The sequence below is a fragment of the Aureisphaera galaxeae genome, assembly GCF_028561275.1.
In the GTDB taxonomy this organism is placed as follows: Bacteria; Bacteroidota; Bacteroidia; order Flavobacteriales; family Flavobacteriaceae; genus Aureisphaera; species Aureisphaera galaxeae.
Map to the genome: position 1 here is coordinate 26,369 of NZ_JAQQTF010000006.1, position 23,524 is coordinate 49,892.

Genomic DNA, 23,524 nt, shown 5'->3' on the forward strand with positions numbered 1-23,524 from the left:
CCAAAATAAGAGGGCGCACTAATTTAAGCATCACTAAACCTTGTGATATGCTTACAACTTTCCGATTCCTTCTTCTTGTCCTATTAATTACTACCCTATCCTGTAGTGATGAAACACCTATTGAGACGCCACAAATGTGGGGCTCGCTACAACCCGGTCCGTACTATGTTGGGTACACCACCCATTTCTTGTACGATCGCTCGAGACCCGCCATCCCCTACTCCGATTGGAACGGCCAACTCTTTCCTAACGATGAAACGGAAGGACGACAAATGCAGGTCAATGTCTGGTACCCTACCAATTCTGGAATTGCAAAAGATCAAATGATCTATGGAGATTATATAGACCTAAATAGCCGAAAATTGGATTTTAGCCCCCTTTCCGAAAGTCAGATAGTCTTTTCGGATGGGCAAATCGTAGAAAAGATCAATGCCTTGGGAGGTAACGGTAATTTCACCATAGAAGACCTAAGCCAACTGCGAACTCTCAAGAGTTTTGCCATAAAAGATGCTGAACCAACGAGCGGTAAATTTCCGTTGGTAGTATTTCCCAACGGGATGAGCCCTATGGCTCATAGCATCATGTGCGAGTACATCGCAAGCCAAGGATATGTGGTGGCTTCTACCACTCTAAAAGGAGCACATGCCTCGGCAGAGGATATTTCTTCCCAAGGGTTGGAAACAGCTGTTATGGATTTGGACTTTGCCATTTCCTTCCTAGCCAATCTGCCACAGGTAGATTCTCACAAAATCGGACTTATAGGCAATGCCATCAATTCCTCTCAAATTACAGCGTATCAGAATAGAAATGCCAACGTGGATTGTTTGATCAGTTTAGACGGCGGTCTAATTAGTAATTTTGAGCAACGATTACTTAAAGGAACTCCATTTTATAGTACCAACGCCGTAGATATTCCCATTCTCGCGATTTACGTTCCACATCCCGCGATAGATCCCAGTTATATTTTCCACCTCAAGCATTCGGATCGATATTTCTTTCGTTTTAAGACGATGAGTGAATTTCATTTCCTGAATTATGGTCAGTTAGAAAGCTTCAAGCCTCATATTATTGGTGAACCTAAAGGGAATGTACAGGAAGGACATAGTATCTCTAGTATCTATATGGTTCAGTTTTTAAATGCTTTTCTCAAGGGCAGTTCAGAAGGGTTGGACTTCATTGAAGGTCCAGTTAGCTCAGAATATACAACTCAGATTGATACTTCCTTTATTAAAAGATCCGTGCCCAAACCTCCCAATATTGCCACCATTAAAAATGCATTTCGCATGCACGGATTTCAATATGTGGACAGCATCTATACTAGTTACAAAAAAGCAAATCCTTCTCCCTTCCAGATTGGTTTTTATAAGGAGATGAAAGATTGGTTGGCCTGGAGAAAGGACCCAACATACAAATACCGCTATGCACTTTTTAAATTGGCTTATGACAGTTATCCCAATTCTGCAGAAGTACATTATTACTTGGGGTACTATGCGTTGGAACTCAAAAAGTATGATGAGTCCAAGAAACATTTCGACAAGGCCATAACCCTATTGGAAGCGGATAAGAATCCCGAGTTGACGGTTGAAAGAAAACTGGCCCTGCTCCAAAGTATTGACGGATTTTTAAATGAACTTCCATAAATGTGAATGTCCAATAACCTAGAGACATGAAAGATGGGTTTGTGTTGTTCCAGAATTCTATAATACGCCTTGTCCGAAGAAAGCAACACACCAGACGATGACAGAAGAGATGGTAATTCCAATTGTGTTGGCAGAGAATGCCTTTTTGCGCTCCATTTTGAATAAATAGGTCGCAATGGAACCTGCGTACACTCCGGTACCTGGTAAGGGAATCATAACAAAGAACGCCAAACCAAGGTAACCGTATTTCTTTAGCTTGCCATTAGATCCCTTTTTGGCTCTTTTGGCCACCCAAATGGCCGCCCTTTTGTACCAATTCCATCGCAACAAGCCAACATTCACTTTATCCAAAAAAAACATCATCATGGGAAATACCAAAATATTGGCTGCCAATGCGATAACGAATACGAAATAGGGATTAAGATCGCTAAGAAGACCATAGGGAATACCCACCTTTGCCTCTCCAAAAGGTGATAGGCTCCATAGAATAGTAAATAGTACTTCCTTAATCATTGCAACGATTGAGGGTGCAAAATTACGTTTCTTTTACAGTCTTTATAGTGAATCTTATCTTAAATTTATCTAATACTAAGGCTTTTGTCCATTTTATTCCCCATCTGGAAAGGGTCTGGTTTCCCAACCAGGTGCAAACAATTCCGATTTACATAGTTGTCTAGCAGCTTCATAACCTGCATGATACAAGCAGTCACTTTCTGTCATGACCTCTCTTCCATCCTGGTTTTCGTAGCCTCTTTGCGAAGAGCCGCGAAAGGTTCCAAGAGAATTCGACGCTCTCGGATTGTATCTTGGGCCAGAATACACCTCTATAGTTACAGAGCATATGCCGGTTTCGGGATTGTAATGGTATGAATACGTGATAAAATAGCGGGTTCCATTCATATCCAAATCTGGATTTTGCCGTACGGTATTCCAATCCCTTGCACGGGCTTCTTCTTGGTTCTTTAAACAGTACTTGAATATGGCCGAACCTATTTCGGTAGCATCAGTATCGTTGGTATTTCGGTTTTCACGAAAAGCATCGAAAGGAACATAAATGACATCGGGATACGCATCATCGCCTTGGGCGGATGCAGGTATCACACTTAAGAAAACAAGGGTAAAAAGGGTAGTTAGTCGAATCATGGTATACTGGTTTTCAGATCAATATAGCTATTTTTTATGGATACAAGCTGAATAAATAGGAAGAGCTTAGTAAGGTCCCAGTAAGATTATAGTAATTCCATAATGGAGACAGCGGGAATCAATTTATTTAGTTTTGCTGCAACAAACCCAACTTAATTTTTATATGAAAAAAGTCACATTATTATTAATGGTCATTTTGTTTATTCTTAGTGAAACTCCTGTGCAAGCCACAGACTACAAAACACTTGGCAAAGAAGGGATTACTGTAAACGATGTTGGCCCCTGCGCACCCATCCAAGATCTTACTGTAAGTGAGGTCACCACAGAAAGTATATCCTTTACTTGGGGTGAAATCTCAACCGCCGAAGGATATACCATATCCCTGCATGCGTATAATCCGGTGCCCAATTCGAGTGATTTCATTATTGAAGAACAAACACTAGCCGCGGGAACCTCAACGGCTACGTTTAATGGATTGACCGAAGGTACTTTTTACCATGTATTTATCCGAACGCATTGTGCCACGGGAAGCACTTCGGGTGATACCTTTCAGAAAATACATACCGAGGCCTTGTTCCCAGAAAATGACACCTGCACCAATGCTATTGCTATTGGTTGTGGCGAAACATTAAAGGGAAGTAACTTGTCTGCCACTACCGAAGGCAACCCAAACATTTCGGCCTGTGGAGGAAACTCGAATGTTCCAGGAGTTTGGTATGTCATTGATGACAATGCAGGTATTGCAGGTGATATCACTGTAAATGTCTGCAGTGGCACTCCTTCCGAAATGGACACCATACTTCAGGTATTTACAGGGGAGTGCGGCTCTTTTACTTGTGTTACTCTCAACGACGATTTTTGCGATTTTAGGTCCTCGGTTACCTTCCCTAGTAACGGAAATACCGAATTCTATGTATTTGTTACCGGCTTTCAAGATTCTGGCAGTAAACTTGGAAACTTTGACATCTCGGTAACTGGAGCATGTAATACCCTTACTACTCCAGAGGTTGCGTTTTCCGACTTTGTTATGGGCCCTAATCCAGCAAGTGATGTATTACAACTCTCCAATAACGGCCCTATACAAACGGTTGAAATTTATGATGCCCTAGGAAAAATGGTAGATGTTGTTCATCCCAATGCGGCCGACTTTTCGTTGCCCATTGCCAAACTTCCGAATGGACTATACATCCTTAAAGCCATAGCAGAAGGGGTAACAACCACCCAACGGTTTATTAAAGAGTAACTTTTCTCTTTCAACCAAAGAAAAGGTCTACCCGTCGTGGTAGGCCTTTTTATTTCTACAGATTTTCTAGGTATTATATTAAGGTGTAATAAATTTATTGATATAAGATCTCCTTAACCATTTTTACATCTTTCCAAAAGCAAAATCCCGCTGCTAACTATATAATGTCTTAGGTAGGGTTAAAAACACTTAAATGTACCTTCAATACCCGGGTAATTTTTCATCTGATTCTAATTCATTGAACAACACATTGTAATTATTTTCTGACAGCAAATTTTCCTTGATTCCTACATTAAATTACGTATATACCGTAAATAATCGATATAATACACATATACTCGTTAAACAACGATTTGAAATTCAATTAATTACATTTTACCTGCTATATTTGGAATACACCAAATCAGTAATAAAATGGTAATAAGAAGTATCACTTTCTTGGCTGTTTTTTTATGTATTTGCCCCCACCAAATCATTTCCCAAACTGGGATAAACACAACAGCCCCCCGAACCACACTAGAAGTAGCCGGTGATGTGGAAATTTCGTCCACTATAGACATTGGCACCGTTAACTCATTAGCGGATGGCGACACCTCTACCTTCCTTGTACAAGACACGGACAATACTATTAAAACGTTGGACGTAAGTAACCCTACAGGTGCAGCCTTGGGTTATATTCAGGAATATGTGATTGAAAACATGTTCCAGGATTTCGTTCAAGACTTTGATACGGGTATTGATGCCACCGATTATGTCCTCATTGCAATTTCGGCAAATTATAACGAAGAATTATCGCTTTATAATACCGATGGGCAATCCGATCATTATAGCCTACCCTATACAGCTACCTTCATTAGTGGCGGGACTTGGCATATTGTTGCCAACTATCCAGTGGCTCGTAATGCAGACGTTTCGGCCATTGGCGAATGGACCATCACCACACTTATTTTTTCAAGGGATTTGTCTAAACAATTGGGTACGGTCGCTGTTCCTATGAGTGGTGGATCGACCGCAACAGCTAGCTTTCCCGTTATTAACTAATTACCTATTCAATTATGAAGTATAAAATTACACTGATAGTAGCACTATTAATAAGTGGACTATCGTACGCTCAGGTAGGAATTGGTACTACGGCTCCTAAAGCAGATTTGCACGTGGCAGGCGATATGTTGGTGCAAGATGCTTTTAAAGTAGGCACCTTAACCACTGTTGGATCTACAGAAGAAGATTTTAAACTGGTAGCAAGAAAAACGAATTCAAATCCGGTAGGTGAACTTTCGGTACTCGATGTTCAATCCATTAGTGTAGCTCCCGTAAACCTAGTCAACTACCACTTCAGCAACATAGATTCTGACAATATTGAAGATCTCGATCTGCAATACGATACCAGCAAGTATATCGTAGGTGTGGCAAATTTCCGATATGTTGGGGATGCCTTGGAGAAGTTAGACTACGATGCTACCAAGAAATCCATCGGTCAATTTGTGGTTCGCACCTTCGAGAATGGTGGAACATGGCATCTTGAAATCCGTAACAGAATCTTAGACTTACAACCTTCAGATAGCGTAGAATACTATGTTACCCTAGTGGTGTATGACAAATCATATTTCAGAAACCTTCCTTCTATACATACAGACTTAGGGGGTGGTTTCACGGGAACGGCTTCCTCTGTTCCGGTTCTAAATTAAAATATACAACTTATGCGAAAGAATTACATACTTTTTCTAATAGGTCTTTTTCAATGTTCCCTTGTTCTAAGTCAGGTAGGAATCAACACCATGACCCCCAATAGTACATTGGATGTGGTGGGCGACGTGCGCACCGACTCAAATCTATATTTAGAAAATCCTGGGGATAACACTCAAATCAGGAATTCGAAACTATTAATACAGACTTCCACCAGCGACATTATAAAGTATGATATCGATGTGAGTAAATACGGTCCCATTAATAATGCGGAATTTATTTTTCAGGATCTTTCATCGAATGGCTTGTTTGAATATGACACCAAGATTTCTACGACAGATTATATCGTAACCTTGCAAGGATATTATTTTGAAGAAGCTGGTACTGGAAATCCAGAGGTGATCATCTTGAGTAACCATTCGACCGTAAATATTGAAGGGTACCAGATCTATGCCTTCGAAAACGGTGCTACAGGTACATGGTGCCTCAAGGCGGTTCCCAATGATTCTGTATTTAGGGTGTACGATTTCAGTGTGGGCTCTTACGTGGATACTCCGATCGATTTGTATTTAAATGTAATCATCTACCGAAAAGGGTTCATTTCGAAAGTGCAAACATCCATTTCCAAGAATATGTTGAATTCCAACACTGGGACGGTTGCGCTTCCTCCTGGATTCTAATTGGATACCATTGCGATTAGATAATCCCCTTCCAGCGAATTTTCTCCATAAAAGCATCCTTCATCCGTTTGCTAATGGTCAGCTTATGGGATGCTATTGTCACTAAATTCCCTTCTATTACCAGAATGTGATTCAGGTTTACAATGTGGGAACGATGAATGCGGATGAAATCCTTTTGCGGCAACACGGTTTCCATAAAACCTGTTGTTTGCAATGCTAAGATCATGTCATCTTGGGTATAGATCTTTACATACTCTCCATAGCTTTCAGTAAAAAGGATATCATTAAAATGAACCTTCACCATCTTCCTATTGGTTTTCACAAAGAAGTAATCCGAAAGTAGACTTGAATCGCCCCTTTTGTTATCTTCTTCAGAAAATGAAATAAGGTCTTTTGCTTTTTCTATGGCTTGGTAGAATCGCTGAAAGGAAATGGGCTTTACCAAGTAATCGACCACATCCAAATTATAGCCTTCCAAAGCATATTCTGAATAGGCCGTAGTGAAGATGGTCACCAGCTTTTGCCTCAGCATTTTTACAAGGTCTATGCCCGTAATATCGTCCATCTGAATGTCGGACAGCAGAATATCGACAGTTTCATTTTCGATCAGTTTTTTGGCTTCCAAGGCGTTACTCGCCAATCCCACCACATGAATATCTTCCAACTTATCACAATAGGTTTCCAACAGCAATCGCGCCGGTTCCTCATCATCCAATATAAGTACGTTGATCTTGTTCATATGTATTCGGCATTCTTTACAGTCAAAGGAATCTCTAGTTCTAATTGGTATACCTTTCCATCGTTAGCATCCTTCATGGCATACGTATTACCGTAAAGCAAATCCAGACGTTTTACAATGTTTTTCAATCCCAAGCCCCCTGGGCTAAGTGTCGTGCTATCTGTCTTTTGTTTTATGGAATTGGACACTTTAAAATGCAATAGATGTTGTTCGTTCACCTCAGCATTCAATCGTATAAAACCATTGAGATCACTCACCGCATTGGAATGCTTGCAGGCATTTTCAACCAAATTAACGAGAATTAAGGGTGCCACCAAATGGTATCCTTTAACCCCTTTGTATTCAAAAACAATATTCGTCTGGGCAGAATTCTTCATACGGTGAATCTCGAGAAGGTTCTCAATGGCTTCAATCTCTTTATTCAGTTCTACCGTGTTCTGATCGCATTCATACACCATAAAACGAAGGATTCCCGCCAGTTTCTCTAGCATGGGAGCGGTTTTCTCATTGCCTGTCTGTGCGTACGAATAAATATTGTTCAGCGTATTGAATAAGAAATGTGGATTGATTTGCGAACGTAGAAAGTTAAGCTCAGTTCTCAATTTTTCAGTTTGAAGTACTTCTTGCTTCTCTCGATGCAAATACCATTTATTGATATAGTAGTACATACTAGACAAAGCAATGAAGAGAATAAGCGAAAAGAAACTATAGGCCGAAGAACTCCATAATGATTCTTCCATAGGATAATCGAATGGCATCAAAGTATCGAATGTCAAATAAAGGAAAATGCCAGTACCCAATGTAATGAGTGTAAAAACTACATACTGCAGGTACTTTCTTCGGAACAATAGTGGCAACAACATAAAATAGTGTATATAGACCACTATCATGGTCAACACTACAAAATTCAGGCTAATGACCAGCGCTGGCCAGAAGTCGATGATTGCCAACTCATACGACACACCCATTGCCAATAAGATAAGCCAAAGGATGACTTGTCCTAGGATGCTATACCGTATAAAATTAGTCCGCTTCATCTTACTCTTTTGGCTAAAACCTGAAACAAGATTACGAATTCGCAATCAATGAATACCATAAAATTTGATAAAAAGCCGTTGTATCCCCACCAATGGCAGCTGAAAACCGATAAGTGGATGTCGTTATAGCAAAAATCCACTTATAGGAAAAAAGTGTACGGTAATGATCCTTGTGCTTCCGTTGATTGAATTTTCTGTGTGCTGAAAGATGAATACCTTAGGTTTGTTATGAATTCTAAACCATTCTCGTTATGACTCGAAGTGAATTTGTTAAAGTATGTGGGCTTTTGGGCATTTCATTACCCTTTCAATCCGTTTTGCACGCCTGTTCTACGGATGACAATGGTGGTGATCCCATAGAATCTTCAGAATCTGTTTTAATCATAGGCGCTGGTGCTGCGGGAATGGCTGCGGGACACCTCTTGGCACAGCAAGGCATCGATTTTAGAATCTTAGAGGCCTCTTCCCGCTATGGAGGACGAACAAAACGCAACAACAGCTTTGCAGATTTCCCTATTCCCTTGGGTGGAGAATGGCTGCATGTCGATACCTCTGTACTTTCGGAAATTGTAAATGATCCTTCTGTAAATATAAATACCCAAACTGTACCGTACGATCTTGAAAACGATACCGCGGGATATTACGATGGTTCTTCCCTATCTGTGGTTCCCTTGGGAACGGTATTCGGTAATGATTTTATCGATCGGAAATTTGTGGGCTCTAGTTGGTTCGACTTCTTCGAAACCTATGTTCTTCCGAGTGTACAGTCTAGAATCACCTTTAATACTCCTGTAACGGCTATCGATTATTCCGGAGACAAGGTAACCGTTACCGACGATCAAGGTCAAACGTATTCGGCAGATAGGATCATTGTAACGGTGCCTGTAAAGATTTTGCAAAGTGGATCGATCGCCTTTACTCCCGCCCTACCCGCTGCTAAACAAAATGCCATTCAAAATGTGAATGTATGGGGTGGTTTTAAGGCCTTCTTTAAATTTTCAAACAATTTCTATCCCACCTATCTGGCCTTTGACGATAGCGAAACACCCGCAGGACAGCGTCTTTATTATGATGCGGCTTATGGTCAAAATACCAATATGAATGTATTGGGGCTTTTCTCTGTTGGGCAACAAGCAGAGCCCTACCAGGCACTTTCTGGTGATGCATTGCGTGATTATATACTAAACGAATTGGATGCCGTTTTTAACGGTGCCGCTAGCGCCAACTACGTAGATCATATTGTACAGAATTGGAACGAGGAACCTTATGCGCAAGGTGCATACATCACCGATCAGGAGAACTGGAAAATGGTGAGAACCTTGGGAGAATCTGTAAATAACAAGCTTTATTTCGCTGGGGATGCCTATAGCGATGGTGAAGACTGGAGCAGTGTGCACGTGGCGGCGCGATCGGCACGGGCAGCTGTAGATGAAATGGTAGGGTAACCTTCTTGTTTTTTGATTTTCAAGGGAATAGCCTTACCTTGTAAGAAGCTAAAAACCAAACACTTTCAATTATGAAAGCTATTTCATTTCCCTTACTCCTAAGCTTATTTTTATCTCTTGTATTGGTAGCATGTGGTGGTCGTACCAATAGGAATGCTTCGAGCGCTACCGATAAAGGTGTTGTTCAATTTACCATGGATGGTGTCGATTGGATCAGTGCCCCACCCGGCCATCCCGATTCCAAACTGGAAGAAGAAGCCATTACCGATGGCAATACCTTGGTGCGTATTCAAGCCTTTGGTGCGGATGGCTCCCATCTTGCCCTAGAAATATTTCAAGCAGCTGGGAACTTAGGCCCCGGAACCTACCCAATTACCCAAGCAGGAATGCGAGGATTCTATAAAAAAGATTTTCGAGGTGGCGGCGGTTACCTCACCAATGGAATGCCAGATAATCCCGGTTCCATTACGATCACTGAGCTTACCGACGATCATGTAGCGGGTACTTTTAGTTTTAGATTGAGGAATTCAGCTAATCCAGAGGATATACGGGAGGTTACCAAAGGTAGCTTCGATGTGATGTTTTCGAACTATTGATTGTTGTGATAGCATCCGAATGTACCTATGCAATATCTTGAATAAATCGCTCCAGTTCCGTTCCTGTGGGAATGGCCATTTTCTTTCTAATGCGATATCGCGCACTCTTTACCGAATCTAGGGACGCATTCCGTATGGTCATGATTTCCTTGACCGACAAATTGAGTCGCAATAAAGTACATATTTCCCGTTCGGTTTTGGTCAAATCTGGAAATAACTCCCTAAGTTTCGCGTCGAATCCTTTATTCACTTCATCGATACGTGTCTGAATTCCGGATAATTTATTCTCTGTAGCAATTTGGGTCTGTAGCCCTAGGGTTAGGGACTTAAGAGAACTTTTCAGTTGTTCCGGATCTTTGCTATCCAATTCGTTCTTTAAGGAATTCAGTAATTCTTGTTTGAAGGACAATCGCATGGAATTATCGGCAATGAGACGTTTGGTTTCTTCCAAATTGACCTGTAATCGTTGGTCCAACAACTCTTTTTCCGCCTTTTCCCGTTGCAGGGTCTCTTCGGCCAGCATGGCTCTGTTTTTCTGATTCTTTCGTACGAGGTATAGTATATATCCCCCCGCGACAAGGGTTCCCAAAAGCAGTATGAGATAGAGCATTTTCTGCTTCGCCTCGTTTTCTGCTCGCAACTGGGTTTCCTTATTTTCCTGTGCAAATTTGAGGCTATCGGCGTATTTTTCCCTTTCAAACTGGTATTTCAGTTCTAACTCTTGTGCCTTCTTTACATTTTCAATGTTGAAAATGGAATCCGAATGCCTATTGAAAGTTCTATAGTTATCGTAAGCCTTCTTGAAATTACCTTGTTTGTTGTTAATAAAGCTTTTTCTTAAATACGCATTCGCAATGCTCTCCCGGAATCCATTTTTCTTTGCCAATACCAACGAACTATCAATGGCTTCCATAGCCAAATCATAGCGCTCCATTCTAATGTAGATTCTAGATACATTGTAATAGGCAGTACATAGTGAATACTCCTTTCCCTTACGTCTGGAATCTTCGATATTCTCCAAGCCCAGTGGAAGTGCCTTTTCATATTCCTCAAGTTTAAGATAAAGCACCACCATATTGTTATTTACGCGCTGAATATCTTCGCTACTTGGTATGGATTGAAAAATCTGCTTAGCCCTTTTATAGCTATCAATGGCGGAATCGAAGTTTTCTCGCTTTCTGTAGATCACACCCATCATATTATACCCAGCTCCCAGACCATGGGTATCTTTTATCACTTCTTTTGCGGCAATTGCTTTCTTGAAATAGGCTATTCCTTTTCCGAATTCACCACGACTCCTGTAGACCATCCCTAAATTGTGATAGGTGTCGGAAATCCTCAGTGAATCGTTGGCCATTTCAAATATATCCAAGGCCTTTAAGTAATAATCCAGTGTTTTGGTATGATTGCCTTTTCTCCGTTCTACGATCCCATTCTGAATATAGGCGGTTGCCAGTTGAATGTCGTTGGCTTCCTCCTTCTCCAATAATTCGATGAGGACATCGTTCAGAATTCCTTCGGCTTTGGCTAAGTTGTATTCTATTTCGTATTCACCCAATGCCAATAGGGCATCGATTCGTAGGGAATCATTGACCGCATTTTCTACCGATCTTTCCAACAAAGTTCTCGTAGAGTCTGCCTCTTGCGAATAAAGGAATCCACAGGCAAGTATGAGAAGAATGGAAAGATGTTTTTTCATTCCTACAAAAATACCGAATACGGTTGACTGTTTTATTGCTTCTGAAGCAGTAACTGCTCCATACGCTCTAAGCGCTTTTCTAAATCGTCAATTTTCTCTTGTTGCGATTCAATTTCCTTTTGCTGTTCCTGAATGGCAGAGATAGCTACCACTCCAAAATCGGCATAACTCAATCCCATTACGGCACCATTTTCGTCATAATGCACCAAATCTGGGAATACTTGAGCCACTTCCTGTGCAATAAACCCTGGAACCTTTGCTTCAGAATCTAATTGATCATTATAATGATAGTTCACTGGACGAAGTTTCATGACTCCGTCCAGGGTTTGCGTCATTTCTGTAATGTTCTTCTTTTTATTTCTATCGGAAACAGCCAACCACTGTCCCGTGCCACTAACCACGATGGCACGAAGATTATTGTTTTGTGAAACAACAACGTTCACCCCAGACACATTAATTTTCCATCGTTCCGTACTAGCACTGCTTTCCAACGAAATCCCTCCATTACCTGCAATCACATCGTCGGTTTGCTTGATGTGCAAATCGGAAACAGGGGCATTATGCCCTATAGCGGTTAGACCACTTTTCAGTATAACCATGGCGTCAGAACGATTAGCGCTATTTACACCATTTCCAACAACGAACAACCTATCGGCTGTGTCCCAAGTAGCCGTTCCAGTAGGCGTATATAGTGTGTTATAAGAACCGATTACCGTTTCGGTAAAAGAAGGGGAGAATGTATTATAACCCCAAGCAGTACTACTGGCACCTGTAGCATCCGTATAAATACCAAATGCTGTAGCATGCGAACCATCGGCTTCCGTTCCCTGACCCCAAGCTATGGATGCTAATCCATCTGCTCGTGTTTGCCATCCCATTGATGTAGCTGCATCTGCAGTGGCATTGGTTCCGTACCCCAAAGCCGTTGCATACAATCCAGAAGCTGTGGTAAGACGATTAAATGCAGCCGAGCTTGAACCTGTGGCCCTCGTGTCCTGTCCAGCTGCAAATGAATAAAAACCTCTACTACTCTCATTCCAATAACCCGTTATAGCGGTATACCCGGCTCGAAAAGCTCCTTTGGATTTATCGAAAAAGAAGCGACTATTTAGAGAGACATCTGTACTGTGATTCAATTGAGAAGAGCCAAAGACGAAATCATCGGTAGTATTGTCCACACTTGCATTGGGTCGTACTACGTTGCTTGACACTTCGAATAAACCTTCATCCATGGTAGTCCAAGAAACGGTACCGCTTCCATCCGTGGCTAATACCTGATCTGATGTACCATCTGTGGTAGGAAATTGGTAGGTGTTATTAATGTTTAAAGTCCCATTCACCCTAAGTAGCTGATTGTCGAATTCGCCATATATCAAATCACCTATATATAATCTTTCTGAACCCGAGGTATCACCAGAACCTGCGTTAGTACCTAGAAAAACATTGTTGCTTCCTGTGTTTCGAAAACCTGCATATGCTCCTATACCCACATTATTATTACCATTATTTGACGTTAATGCTTCATTGCCAATGGCTACATTGTAAGCACCTGAACCAGGAGCCAAAGCCCTATTACCCATAGCGACATTAAAACTACCTGCAAATCCAGCAAACATAGCCTCAGTTCCCAATGCAATGTTATATTCCCCTGTTGTATTGGTAGTTAAAGCGTCTACCCCCAAAGCAATATTTCCCTGTCCCGACGTGGTGAACCTACCCGCTCGCCTACCAATAAAAACATTCCTCCGATTGGAGAGATCTTCATTAATTCCTGCATTTTCACCTATAAGCACAGAACCTCCCGTATTTTGGATCTCCAATCGACCTGTATTCATTCTGAAGTATTCCGTACCCGCCAGATCAAACCGTATAATATCTTCATCGAAATTTTCCTCGATTTGTATCATCGTATCCGAATCATCATCCGCAATAGTTGATAAAGTTACCGTGTTGTTATCCTCAATGGTGAGCTTACCAGTCATATTGTTAATCGTTAATGCCTGATCGTCGGTACTTCCTGAAACGAAATCCCATGAAGTAACTCCAGTTCCATCTGTAGTTAGTACTTGCCCTGCAAACCCGTCTGTCGTAGGCATATCGTAAGCATCATTGATGTTCATCGTTCCATTTTTGTAGATGGTCAAGGCATTCGATGTATTTACGGAGGAGGAACCATTTCCGATGACAAACAAGCGGTCGGCATCGTTCCATCCATTGCTAGAAAGTTCTGAATAATTGTTATTGTATCGCCCCAGAACGGTCTCATAACCGGATGGTGCATAGGTTCCATAACCCCACGCCGTGGAATAGATACCATCGGCACCTGTAAATTGCCCCCATGCGGTGGCTAATTCCCCATACGTCGTAGCAACGCCCCAAGCAGTGGAATAACGTCCATATGCCCTTCCTCCCGGACCAAAAGCAGTAGCATATTGACCAGTTGCCTCAGCATCAATACCCCATGCCATGGAACCTTCCCCACTAGCGGTATTATTTTCACCAAAAGCTACAGATAAAACTCCCCTATTGCTATCGTCCCATTTAGAATCATCAATCTTTCCTGCTCGGAAAGCCCCCTTGGATTTATCGAAAAACATACGATTGTCGTGATCGGGGTCTCCTGAGTCGTCTAATTGTGTGGATCCGAAAACGAAATCGGCCGTGCTCATGTTTACTTGATTCCCAGGACGTACCACGCCACTCATCACTTCAAAAAGGGTATTGGCATCCAATCGATTCCAAGAAGTAGCTCCATTATCCCACATATACATACCAGGTGGATTGCCTCCATCGGTAGTGGTGAGATAAATCAACATTCCATTCTGGTCTGCGGTAGGATCACTTGCCGGAAAGGTATCGATACGTGGAACCAAAAAGCCATCGGTATTGGATGGATTGGATGGATCGCTAGCATTTATGTCTAAGGATGCTTTGGGATCCGTAGTTCCCACTCCCACTTGAGCGGTCGAAGAAATTAAACCAAAAAGAAGGAAAATGGCGAGCGTTGTGGTTCTAGTTATTGGGGTCATAGCAGGCTTGTGTTTTTACAGCACAATGATAGAACATCGTCTCTATTTTCCCACAAAATTGAGGGTGTCAAAAAGTGGCAAAATGTTTTAAACCCATGAATATAAGGGTATAAAAAAGCCCCTCACCATACATGATGAAGGGCATCTGCGATTTGTAGATTCAAAATCTACTCCTTAATCAAACGTTTGCTCGTTTGTCCACCACTACCTTCAATGACCAGAGTGTAACTGGCCGTGGCGAGGTTGGAAATATCAAGCGAGGTTTCCATTCCTGAATTTCTGAGATCATAGCTTGCCACCTTTCTTCCTACAAGGTCGAACAGTGTCACTTTCTCAAGTGTGATGTTCTGAGGATTACTAATGAAGACCACATCCGTTGCTGGATTGGGGTATACAACAATGCTAGATAGGTTAACGGGAAGGTCTTCCAATCCTAGTACACTTTCTACCGTTAACTCAAACTCACAAGTAGACACATTTCCGTACTCGTCTTCTGCAGTCAAGGTAATCGTATACACTCCATCTGGAACCAAAGTACCTGCCACTGGATCTTGAGAAGTAATCGTCACGGGATCGGTACAGTTATCCACTGCGGTGGCTTCTCCTGTCGCAAAGTAATCTGGAATCTCATAGAACAACATTCCCGGTCCTGGATCTACCGTTTGGTCCGCTGGACAGGTAATTTCCGGCGCCATGGTATCTACTACTGTTACCTCAGCGGTACAGGTAGCAAGGTTTCCATTTACATCTTCGGCAAATATCTGAACTGTGATCGGAGCTCCGATATCATCACAGTCGAACTCGAAGATATCGATGGCCGTGGTAAAGATCCCGCAGTTATCAGAAATGGTAGCCACATCCTCTGGGGTAATCACCGCCATTCCGTTTTCGTCTAGTTCTACGGTAATGTCCATACACACCACTTCTGGATCTATCGTATCCTCAACGGTCACCGTAGCGGTACAGCTTGCACTGTTACCATTCACATCGGTCACGGTTAATGTAACCGTATTGTCGCCTACGTTACTACAATCGAAGGTGTCGATGTCCAATTCGTAGGTATCGATGCCGCAAGCATCGTTACTTCCGTTATCGATATCGGATGGCAAGATGGTTACCGTTCCACTAGCATCTAACTGTACTGTGATGTCTTGACAGAACACCTCCGGTGCCGTCACATCTTCTACCGTTACGATGGCAGTACAGGTAGAAACATTTCCATTGTCATCGGTCACAGTTAATGTTACCGTATTGTCGCCAACGTTACTACAGTCGAAAGTGTCGATGTCAACATCAAGACTAGCAATACCACAGTTGTCAGTAGAACCACCGTCTACATCACTAGCCGTAATGGTAGCATTTCCAGTAGCATCTAACTGAATCGTTATGTCTTGACAAACAGCTACAGCAGCTTCGTCGTCATTCACAGTAATCGTGAAGGTACATACCGTAGTATTTCCATTGGCATCTGTCGCGGTGAATTCAACTGTGTTCACACCTACTGGGAAATCACTTCCAGACGGTAATCCATCCGTTTGCGCTACAGTCACGCCACAAGCATCACTGGCTATGGCATCGCTAAAGGTTACCATAGCAGAACACAACCCAGGATCGGTTCCTGTTACTACGTCGGTAGGACAGGAAATCACTGGTGGGATATCGTCGATCACGGTTACCACTGCGATACAGCTTGAGCTGTTTCCATTTACATCCGTTACGGTTAGCGTAACATTGTTTGGACCTACATTACTACAATCGAAGGTGTCGATATCAATACTCAAACTCGCGACCCCACAGGCATCGTTAGAACCTCCATCCACATCGGCTGGGGTGATGGTCGCATTTCCTGCAGCATCCAAGAACACATCAATATCCATACATACAGCATTGGGCGCCACGCTATCTTCAACGGTAACCACTGCAATACACGTAGCAACATTTCCATTTACATCGGTAACGGTTAATGTTACGTTATTGGGTCCTACATTCGAACAATCGAAAGTAGATACGTCGATTGCCAAAGTATCGATACCGCAATTATCCGTGGAACCTCCGTCCACATCGGCAGCGGTGATACTAGCATTTCCTGAAGCGTCTAATTGTATGGTAATGTTCTGACAAACGGCATTAGGTGCCGTATCGTCCAAGTTCAAGGTGAAGTCGTTTCCGTCACCTCCTACGTAAGAAACCTTTCCTGTGATTCCACCAAAGGTTATGGAATCTCCTTCTGCTATACCAGCAAAGGTTCCAATAATGGCATCCGTGCCATCATTGTCGATAAGCACTATGGTTTCACAGTTATCTTCAGCTGGACCAAAGTTATCGATAAGCGTTAGAGTTGATCCCGTTACATCTATAGTTCCTGTTACACTGATTTGATCGAAATCGGTTCCTGCATTCGTAAATCCGGCAATATTGAACTGTAACTCATCGCCAGCAGAGAAAGCAGTATTTCCTGTAATTGGGAATTGAGCTCTTCCGTTATCTCCAGCACGCAAAATACCATTCACTGTAATCGCATTGGCATCTATCAAGTCATTTGGCGGAATGGAAGCGATCGTTACAATACGTTCCGAACCAGTGGCATTAATCGTAACATCTCCTCCGGTTTGTACCAAGGTTACATCGGTTCTAAAGGCGACTGCCCAAGAGGTAGAAATTCCTGAACCTCCATTCAATGTAATCGGAGCATTCTGTGTAGACGAGAAGGTACCATCAATACGAAGACCATCTTGTCCGCCTCCTACGGTATCTGGTGCGATCCCAGTAATGGTTATGGCTCCATTTTCGCTAGTTACAGTGGCATTTCCAACAGTTTCATTACCAAAATTGGCATTATTACCAACTCCTCCTGTACCAGTTATAGAAATGGTTCCATTACCCATGGTAGTTACTTGACAAGCATTTCGCAAGCTCATCCCAACATTGAAGTTTCCTGAACCGTTACCTCCAGTTCCGTTAAGGGTAATATTTCCTCCATTAGAGGCAAAAGTGGCGGTAAGCCCTTCAAATCCTCTATTGAAAGCAGCTCCATCACCTCCAGTTCCATCTATATTAATATTTCCTGTGCCTAAATCTTGTACGGTAGCAGCGTTGAAAACCACTCCTTGATTCCCATTTCCACTACCATTTCCTCCAACTCCCGTGATATTGATTTGACCATTGTTGGTCTCCACAAACACATTGCTTCCCCCTAGTTGCACTCCATGATTCGATGCAGCTGCATTATCACCAGTACCTATAAGCGTAATGGTTCCTCCATTGGTATCCCTAAAACCAGACGTTCCATTTAAAAATATTCCTTGGTTGTTATTCCCTGTTGTGTTGGTTACAGTTCCATTCACCGTGATTCCTCCACCATTGGTGGTTACAACCGCATTATTACCAAAATATGCTCTATTGGTATTCACTCCTCCGGTTCCATTTGCCGTGATATCTACGTTTCCAGTTCCAGTAACATTGATGGTAGAACTTCCGTTTGCTAGAATACCATAATTACTGTTACCCGTTCCATTTCCTCCAGAACCATTCAGCAGAACATTTCCATTAAGCGTATTTAAGGAAGAACCTCCCAAAATAGCGATACCATGATTGTTTGTAACTGCATTACCTCCATTTCCAGTAATGGAAATGTTACCAGTAGCAGTATCTGTTAGGGTTACTCCATTTTCGATACTCACCCCTCTACATGTATTATTGGTTCCAGAACCGTTCCCAACTATCGTGATTCCTCCTCCAGCTGAGGTTATGGAAGTGTCATTTCTAAAAAACACTACTCCTTTACCATTATTGAAGCTTGTACCTGCCGTACCCGTAACATTAATTGCTCCCGTTCCCGTAGCGTTTACTGTAGCTCCTACAAAAATTAAAACTCCTTCATTGTTAGATCCAGATCCATCACCTCCAATTCCATTCATGGTAATACCTCCATCTATAGTAGTTACAAAAGTTCCTACTCCGCCAATTCGAATCCCTTGGTTGGAATTAATTCCATTACCTCCAGTTCCGATAAGGCTTATACTTCCTGTTCCGGTATTCTCAACAAGGGAAGCACCAGAAATCTGAACTCCTAAATGTGTACTTCCTCCACCATTACTGGTTCCTACTCCTTCAAACAGAATATTTCCTGTACCCGTGGTTCTTACGGCAGAAGCTTGGAAAACCTGCACCGCATCAAAATTGCTGGCACCGGACTGACTCCCACCTACATTACCATTAATTGCAATGTTTCCATCAACAGAAGTCATCAAGGCACCGTTGATTACCCTCGCTCGGGAACTTGCATTCAATGTTAGTGTTCCTGTGGTAAGGGTGCTTAGATCTGCTTCTACATCTATGAGTTCTGCATTTACATTTAGATCACTATTACCTATGGCTGTAGCATTGGTGATGAAATTCACTGTATCCGTACCATCGTCTCCATTTATGATGAGATCGGCATCGTACAAGGCATCCAGCCCTTGTACATTGATGGTATCATTTCCAGTTCCCGAATTGATCGTAAGACTGTTCGTTGGATTCACGAAGGTTACGCTTTCGCCTTGGGTGGAGTCAATAAATGAAATATTATCACTTGCTGTACCATCATCACTCATGGTGATGGTTTCGTTACCTCCTGTAAAGGTAAATATGCGATCTACTACATTTAGGTTATCTATTACAGGTTCCAAGCCTGTATAGGTAATGGTACTATTTCCTGTTACGTCTACCGAGCCATCACTGCTATTTACGAAGGTATGGGTTACCGAAGCGAAGCTTCCCCCTCCTTGCAATGCCATGGCGTCTCCAGGTGTGGTGGTTTGATTTCCACCGTCGTAATTGATGGCATCTGTATAATTTCCACCTCCAAAGTCAACCGCAAGATTATCATCTCCATCCTGTGTATTGACATTGATCGCTCCTGTAACAGATGCGATGGCTACCAAAGCATCGTTTCCGTCTTGTACGGCTCCTTGTCCTGCAATCACAGGTTTTGTGCTGTCACTAATTCTATAGTTGGTTCCATCTATGATGATGGTAAGATCGTCATCTACGCCCACAGTGTCATTGTATACAAGGTTTCCACTTGCATCTACTTCCACATTGATAGCACTTGATCTAAGAATCACATCGTTTCCATCGCCTTGGTTGTAATAGATGTACCAAGTTTCTCCGTTGAATGCTACTGCACTACCATTGCTTAGTCCTGTAAAAGTCCCAGTAACGGCATCGGTTCCGTCATTGTTGATGAGCGTAAGAATTTCAAAAGGTGTCGCCGTAGACGAAGTATTGTCTATAAGGGTTAAGGTAGCGTCTGTGATGGTAACCGTTCCATTTACAACCACTTGATCGTACTCCGTTCCGGCGGTTGTGAAATTATCCACTTCCACTTCGAAGGTGTCGCCAGATCCCATGGTTAAATTACCATTCACAATCAGTTGTCCCGGTGATTGCCCCGGAGCCAATACACCATTAATAATGGTATTGGACGCATTAAATGACGCTCCCGCTGGAATTCCGTTGGGGGTGTTGATCTCTCCTGTTGTAGTCGTGGCCGTAATGGTTCCTCCTGCTGTAATGCTTGCATTTCCAGAATTGATATCGATAGCACTTGCAGTCGCAACACCTGTACTTCCATTTAAAATGATGTTTCCATTGGTCGTAGAAACTGCCGAAGTGCCATCATAGCGATTTCCGTCGGAGGCATCTAGTGAAACCCCATCAATTTGAATGGTTCCATCTACGGCAGAAATGCTAGACGATCCTACAACTTCCGATCCGTAGTTATTTGCCGTTCCTGAGCCTCCTAAACCAGAGATAGTGATATTTCCTGAAGCTGTAGTTGCGATTTGAGAACCTCCTCTCAAACTGAATCCTATATTGGTATTCCCTGTTCCGGCACCTCCAGTACCATTTATAGTTATATTTCCTCCATTACTCGTAACAGTAGCATTGGGAATTTCCAAACCTCTGTTAAAATCTACTCCAGAACCTCCGGTACCTGCTAATTGAATGTTTCCATTACCGGTACTGGTAACCAAGGAACCCGATGTAAGTACAAGACCTTGATTGGAACTTCCTGTAGTTGTCCCACCATTTCCTGTTATGCTAATCGCACCTGTACTAGTGGTAAATGTGCTCGCAGGGGCATTGCTAATTACAATCCCTGTATTAACGCTAACTCCACTTCCACTATTCCCTATCAATGTAATATCTCCACCTCCCAGATCACTTATGTCGACCCCTTGAAGTATGGTCATTCCATTGTTTTGATCTCCGGTTCCGGTTCCTCCAGTTCCCGTTAAGGATATTCCTCCTCCATTGGTCGATATATTTGTTGTGTCGGTTTGAAAGAAAATACCCGTAGTGGCAAGGGCGCCTGCCCCGGCAGTACCTGTCATAGAAATAGAACCGCTTCCTGTGGCGCTAATGGTCGCTCCAAATAAGGGAGCTACTCCTATATTAAAGTTTCCTGTTCCGTCTCCTCCGGTTCCTAGAATGGTAATATCTCCATCGACAGATTGAACATTGGAAGATCCATCAAATCGTACACCTATAAGCAATTGACCTCCAGCCGTTGATAAGCACTCTCCGGTAATATTTATAGAACCTGAAGTGGACGACACCGTATTATTAATACGTACTCCGTCATTAGTGTTTCCAGTTCCGTTTCCATTACCATCAATTAATATCATTCCATCCTCTGCGGTAATACTACTTCCATTTGCTAATTCAATTCCCATATTAGAGTTGCCGCCGCCTCCACCGGTTCCGAGAAGGGAAATAGTTCCTGCTCCGGTTGTACTTATCGTAGTTCCAGTGCTTAAAAAGTAAATACCTCGATTCCCATTTCCTGTAGTAGTTCCTCCCGTACCGTTAAGGGTGATATTTCCTCCTGTTGAAACTATATCGGCATCACTTTGCATTGAGATACCGCGGTTATTATTGATACCCGTGCTGGCACCAACACCTGTTATCGTTATATCACCGGTAGAAGTACTTAGCTGATGGTTGGTTCTAATGAGAACTCCATGGTTATTTGTTGCTGTACCATTACCTGTACCATTACATACGATGGATCCTCCGTTTAGATCTCTTACAGTCGCATCATCGGCCAAAGTAATCCCTGCGTTGGTGTTCGCAGTTCCATTACCTCCAACTCCGGTAATGTTGATTCCTCCTCCGTTGGATTCGATTAATGAATTATTCTGAAAAATAAACAGACCCGAATTAGAGTCGGTTCCATCGGCACCCGTTCCATTTAGTGTAATGCTTCCCGTTCCTGCAGTACGAACAATCCCTGCACTTCTTATTTCAATTCCGTGTCTTAAAGTGTTGCTATTATAGGCACCTTGCCCCGTAATGGAAATGTTTCCTGTACCCGTGGTTTCAATAATTCCTGAATTAACACGTACACCTATATAATCGTCTCCTGCATCTGGCGTAGCTCCAGCATTGATCGTAATATCTCCATCGGTAGATTGAAGTAATGCTGCACTATTGATTTCAAAATTCTCTTCTGAAGTAAGGTTGATATCTCCAGTAGTCGTCAGATCTTCAGTAATGAAAAGAATTCCCGAAGTCACTATACAATCTCCAGATCCTAAGTCGGTTGGATTGGTTTCGAAATCAATAGTGTCATCAGAATCAAAATTGATGGTTAAGTCCGCATCGAAAGCGGCATCCAATCCGATAACGGATAATGCGTCTACATCGGTTCCACCACTAATGGTAACTAATCCGGTTGGATTTTCGAAAGTAACGTCTTCAAAAGTACTTCCCGAAAAAATGTTAAACCCAGCGGTAGCCTCATTGGCCAATTGACAATCCGGATTGGGTATGTTTGTCAAATTAATTGTCAAATTGACAATAGAACTTATGGTTATCGGTTCCAAACCAGTAAAGGTTATGGACGATTTTCCATCGATTTGTATCACACCATCACTTTTATTGAAATGGGTGATTATCACATCTTGATACTTTCCCGAGTTTCGGGTTACTTCCAGCACATCACCAGTAGTAGTCTGTTGTCCACGTCCTTCATAAAGGATGTGAATACCTAAATCAAGTACTTTTTCGTCTACGATTAAGGTATTGTCTAAATCATTTCCAACAATTTGAATCGTTTGGTTGCTGGTACGATTGGATATCCCTTCTAAAACACTACCGTCCTTTTTTAGCAAGGCAATGTTTCCTGCAGAGGACATGCTTAGATGTAAGATCTCTTCATTTTGGAAATCCAATACAGAGGTCACATTTTGTTTTAAGTCTTTTACATGCATAGCACTACGCTGTTCGGCTCTTCTCACATCTTGCTGGGAAGGCAGTTTGGCCATAGGCTTTACAAATGCTGGGGTCTCATAATTCTGAGTAGCGAATTCTTCAGAATCTCTTGTTTCCACTTCCGGAATGGAAAGGGCAGTTGCGTTTTCTCTTTGTTGCCCATAAGTAAAGGCAGAGATTAATAAGCACCATAGCAGTGCCAGTCGCGGGGTAAGGATCAGTCTCATAGTTTATTGAATTGGTTGATACTGTTAACTAGTTGTAAAGCCCCAAAAATAGAATTTTAAGTGACACTTTTGTAGGAAAAAGGGTGGACAAAAGGGCG

Annotated in this window: 14 protein-coding genes; 7 read left to right on the plus strand and 7 right to left on the minus strand. The window is 42.4% G+C overall.

The genetic code is table 11. The annotated features are described in order from the left end of the window. The first annotated feature begins 47 nt into the window (after nucleotides 1-47). Nucleotides 48-1,640: a hypothetical protein gene (locus POV27_RS10875; protein ID WP_272862796.1), complete on the plus strand. Its 1,593-nt coding sequence runs from the start codon at nucleotides 48-50 to the stop codon at nucleotides 1,638-1,640. Between the two features lie 57 nt (nucleotides 1,641-1,697). Here the strand turns inward: POV27_RS10875 and POV27_RS10880 are convergent, their stop codons facing one another. Next, on the minus strand, nucleotides 1,698-2,153 hold the full coding sequence (locus POV27_RS10880; protein WP_272862797.1) for a COG2426 family protein: 456 nt from the start codon (nucleotides 2,151-2,153) through the stop codon (nucleotides 1,698-1,700). A 93-nt stretch (nucleotides 2,154-2,246) separates the two neighbouring features. Further along, nucleotides 2,247-2,783: a hypothetical protein gene (locus POV27_RS10885; protein ID WP_272862798.1), complete on the minus strand. Its 537-nt coding sequence runs from the start codon at nucleotides 2,781-2,783 to the stop codon at nucleotides 2,247-2,249. Nucleotides 2,784-2,946: 163 nt separating this feature from the next. Here POV27_RS10885 and POV27_RS10890 point away from each other — a divergent pair, with 163 nt between their 5' ends. From POV27_RS10890 to POV27_RS10905, 4 genes are all read left to right on the plus strand, one after another. After that, nucleotides 2,947-4,026: a T9SS type A sorting domain-containing protein gene (locus POV27_RS10890; protein WP_272862799.1), complete on the plus strand. Its 1,080-nt coding sequence runs from the start codon at nucleotides 2,947-2,949 to the stop codon at nucleotides 4,024-4,026. 414 nt (nucleotides 4,027-4,440) lie between these two features. Then, nucleotides 4,441-5,067 carry a hypothetical protein gene (locus POV27_RS10895; protein ID WP_272862800.1) on the plus strand — a complete coding sequence of 209 codons (627 nt, stop codon included), beginning with the start codon at nucleotides 4,441-4,443 and terminating at the stop codon, nucleotides 5,065-5,067. Between the two features lie 14 nt (nucleotides 5,068-5,081). Continuing rightward, nucleotides 5,082-5,714: a hypothetical protein gene (locus POV27_RS10900; protein WP_272862801.1), complete on the plus strand. Its 633-nt coding sequence runs from the start codon at nucleotides 5,082-5,084 to the stop codon at nucleotides 5,712-5,714. A gap of 12 nt (nucleotides 5,715-5,726) precedes the next feature. Further along, nucleotides 5,727-6,392 (plus strand): hypothetical protein, encoded by a 666-nt coding sequence (locus tag POV27_RS10905; protein WP_272862802.1) that lies wholly within the window; start codon nucleotides 5,727-5,729, stop codon nucleotides 6,390-6,392. Nucleotides 6,393-6,408: 16 nt separating this feature from the next. On the opposite strand, the gene POV27_RS10910 is transcribed toward POV27_RS10905, so the two are convergent. Both POV27_RS10910 and POV27_RS10915 read right to left on the minus strand, forming a co-directional pair. Continuing rightward, nucleotides 6,409-7,131, minus strand: coding sequence for a LytR/AlgR family response regulator transcription factor (locus POV27_RS10910; RefSeq protein ID WP_272862803.1), 723 nt, complete (start codon nucleotides 7,129-7,131; stop codon nucleotides 6,409-6,411). After that, nucleotides 7,128-8,168, minus strand: coding sequence for a sensor histidine kinase (locus tag POV27_RS10915; RefSeq protein ID WP_272862804.1), 1,041 nt, complete (start codon nucleotides 8,166-8,168; stop codon nucleotides 7,128-7,130). The genes POV27_RS10910 and POV27_RS10915 overlap by 4 nt, the downstream gene beginning before the upstream one ends. A 251-nt stretch (nucleotides 8,169-8,419) precedes the next feature. Here POV27_RS10915 and POV27_RS10920 point away from each other — a divergent pair, with 251 nt between their 5' ends. Together POV27_RS10920 and POV27_RS10925 are read left to right on the plus strand one after the other, a co-directional pair. Further along, the gene (locus POV27_RS10920) at nucleotides 8,420-9,613 is read left to right on the plus strand and encodes a flavin monoamine oxidase family protein (protein WP_272862805.1); all 1,194 of its coding nucleotides are present in this window, start codon (nucleotides 8,420-8,422) and stop codon (nucleotides 9,611-9,613) included. Between the two features lie 71 nt (nucleotides 9,614-9,684). Continuing rightward, nucleotides 9,685-10,209 (plus strand): hypothetical protein, encoded by a 525-nt coding sequence (locus tag POV27_RS10925; protein WP_272862806.1) that lies wholly within the window; start codon nucleotides 9,685-9,687, stop codon nucleotides 10,207-10,209. A 25-nt stretch (nucleotides 10,210-10,234) separates the two neighbouring features. Here the strand turns inward: POV27_RS10925 and POV27_RS10930 are convergent, their stop codons facing one another. From POV27_RS10930 to POV27_RS10940, 3 genes are all read right to left on the minus strand, one after another. Next, nucleotides 10,235-11,908, minus strand: a complete 1,674-nt coding sequence (locus tag POV27_RS10930) for a tetratricopeptide repeat protein (RefSeq protein ID WP_272862807.1) — start codon at nucleotides 11,906-11,908, stop codon at nucleotides 10,235-10,237. Between the two features lie 32 nt (nucleotides 11,909-11,940). Further along, nucleotides 11,941-14,937, minus strand: coding sequence for a tail fiber domain-containing protein (locus tag POV27_RS10935; protein ID WP_272862808.1), 2,997 nt, complete (start codon nucleotides 14,935-14,937; stop codon nucleotides 11,941-11,943). Between the two features lie 167 nt (nucleotides 14,938-15,104). After that, nucleotides 15,105-23,426 (minus strand): HYR domain-containing protein, encoded by an 8,322-nt coding sequence (locus POV27_RS10940; RefSeq protein ID WP_272862809.1) that lies wholly within the window; start codon nucleotides 23,424-23,426, stop codon nucleotides 15,105-15,107. Nucleotides 23,427-23,524 lie beyond the last annotated feature (98 nt).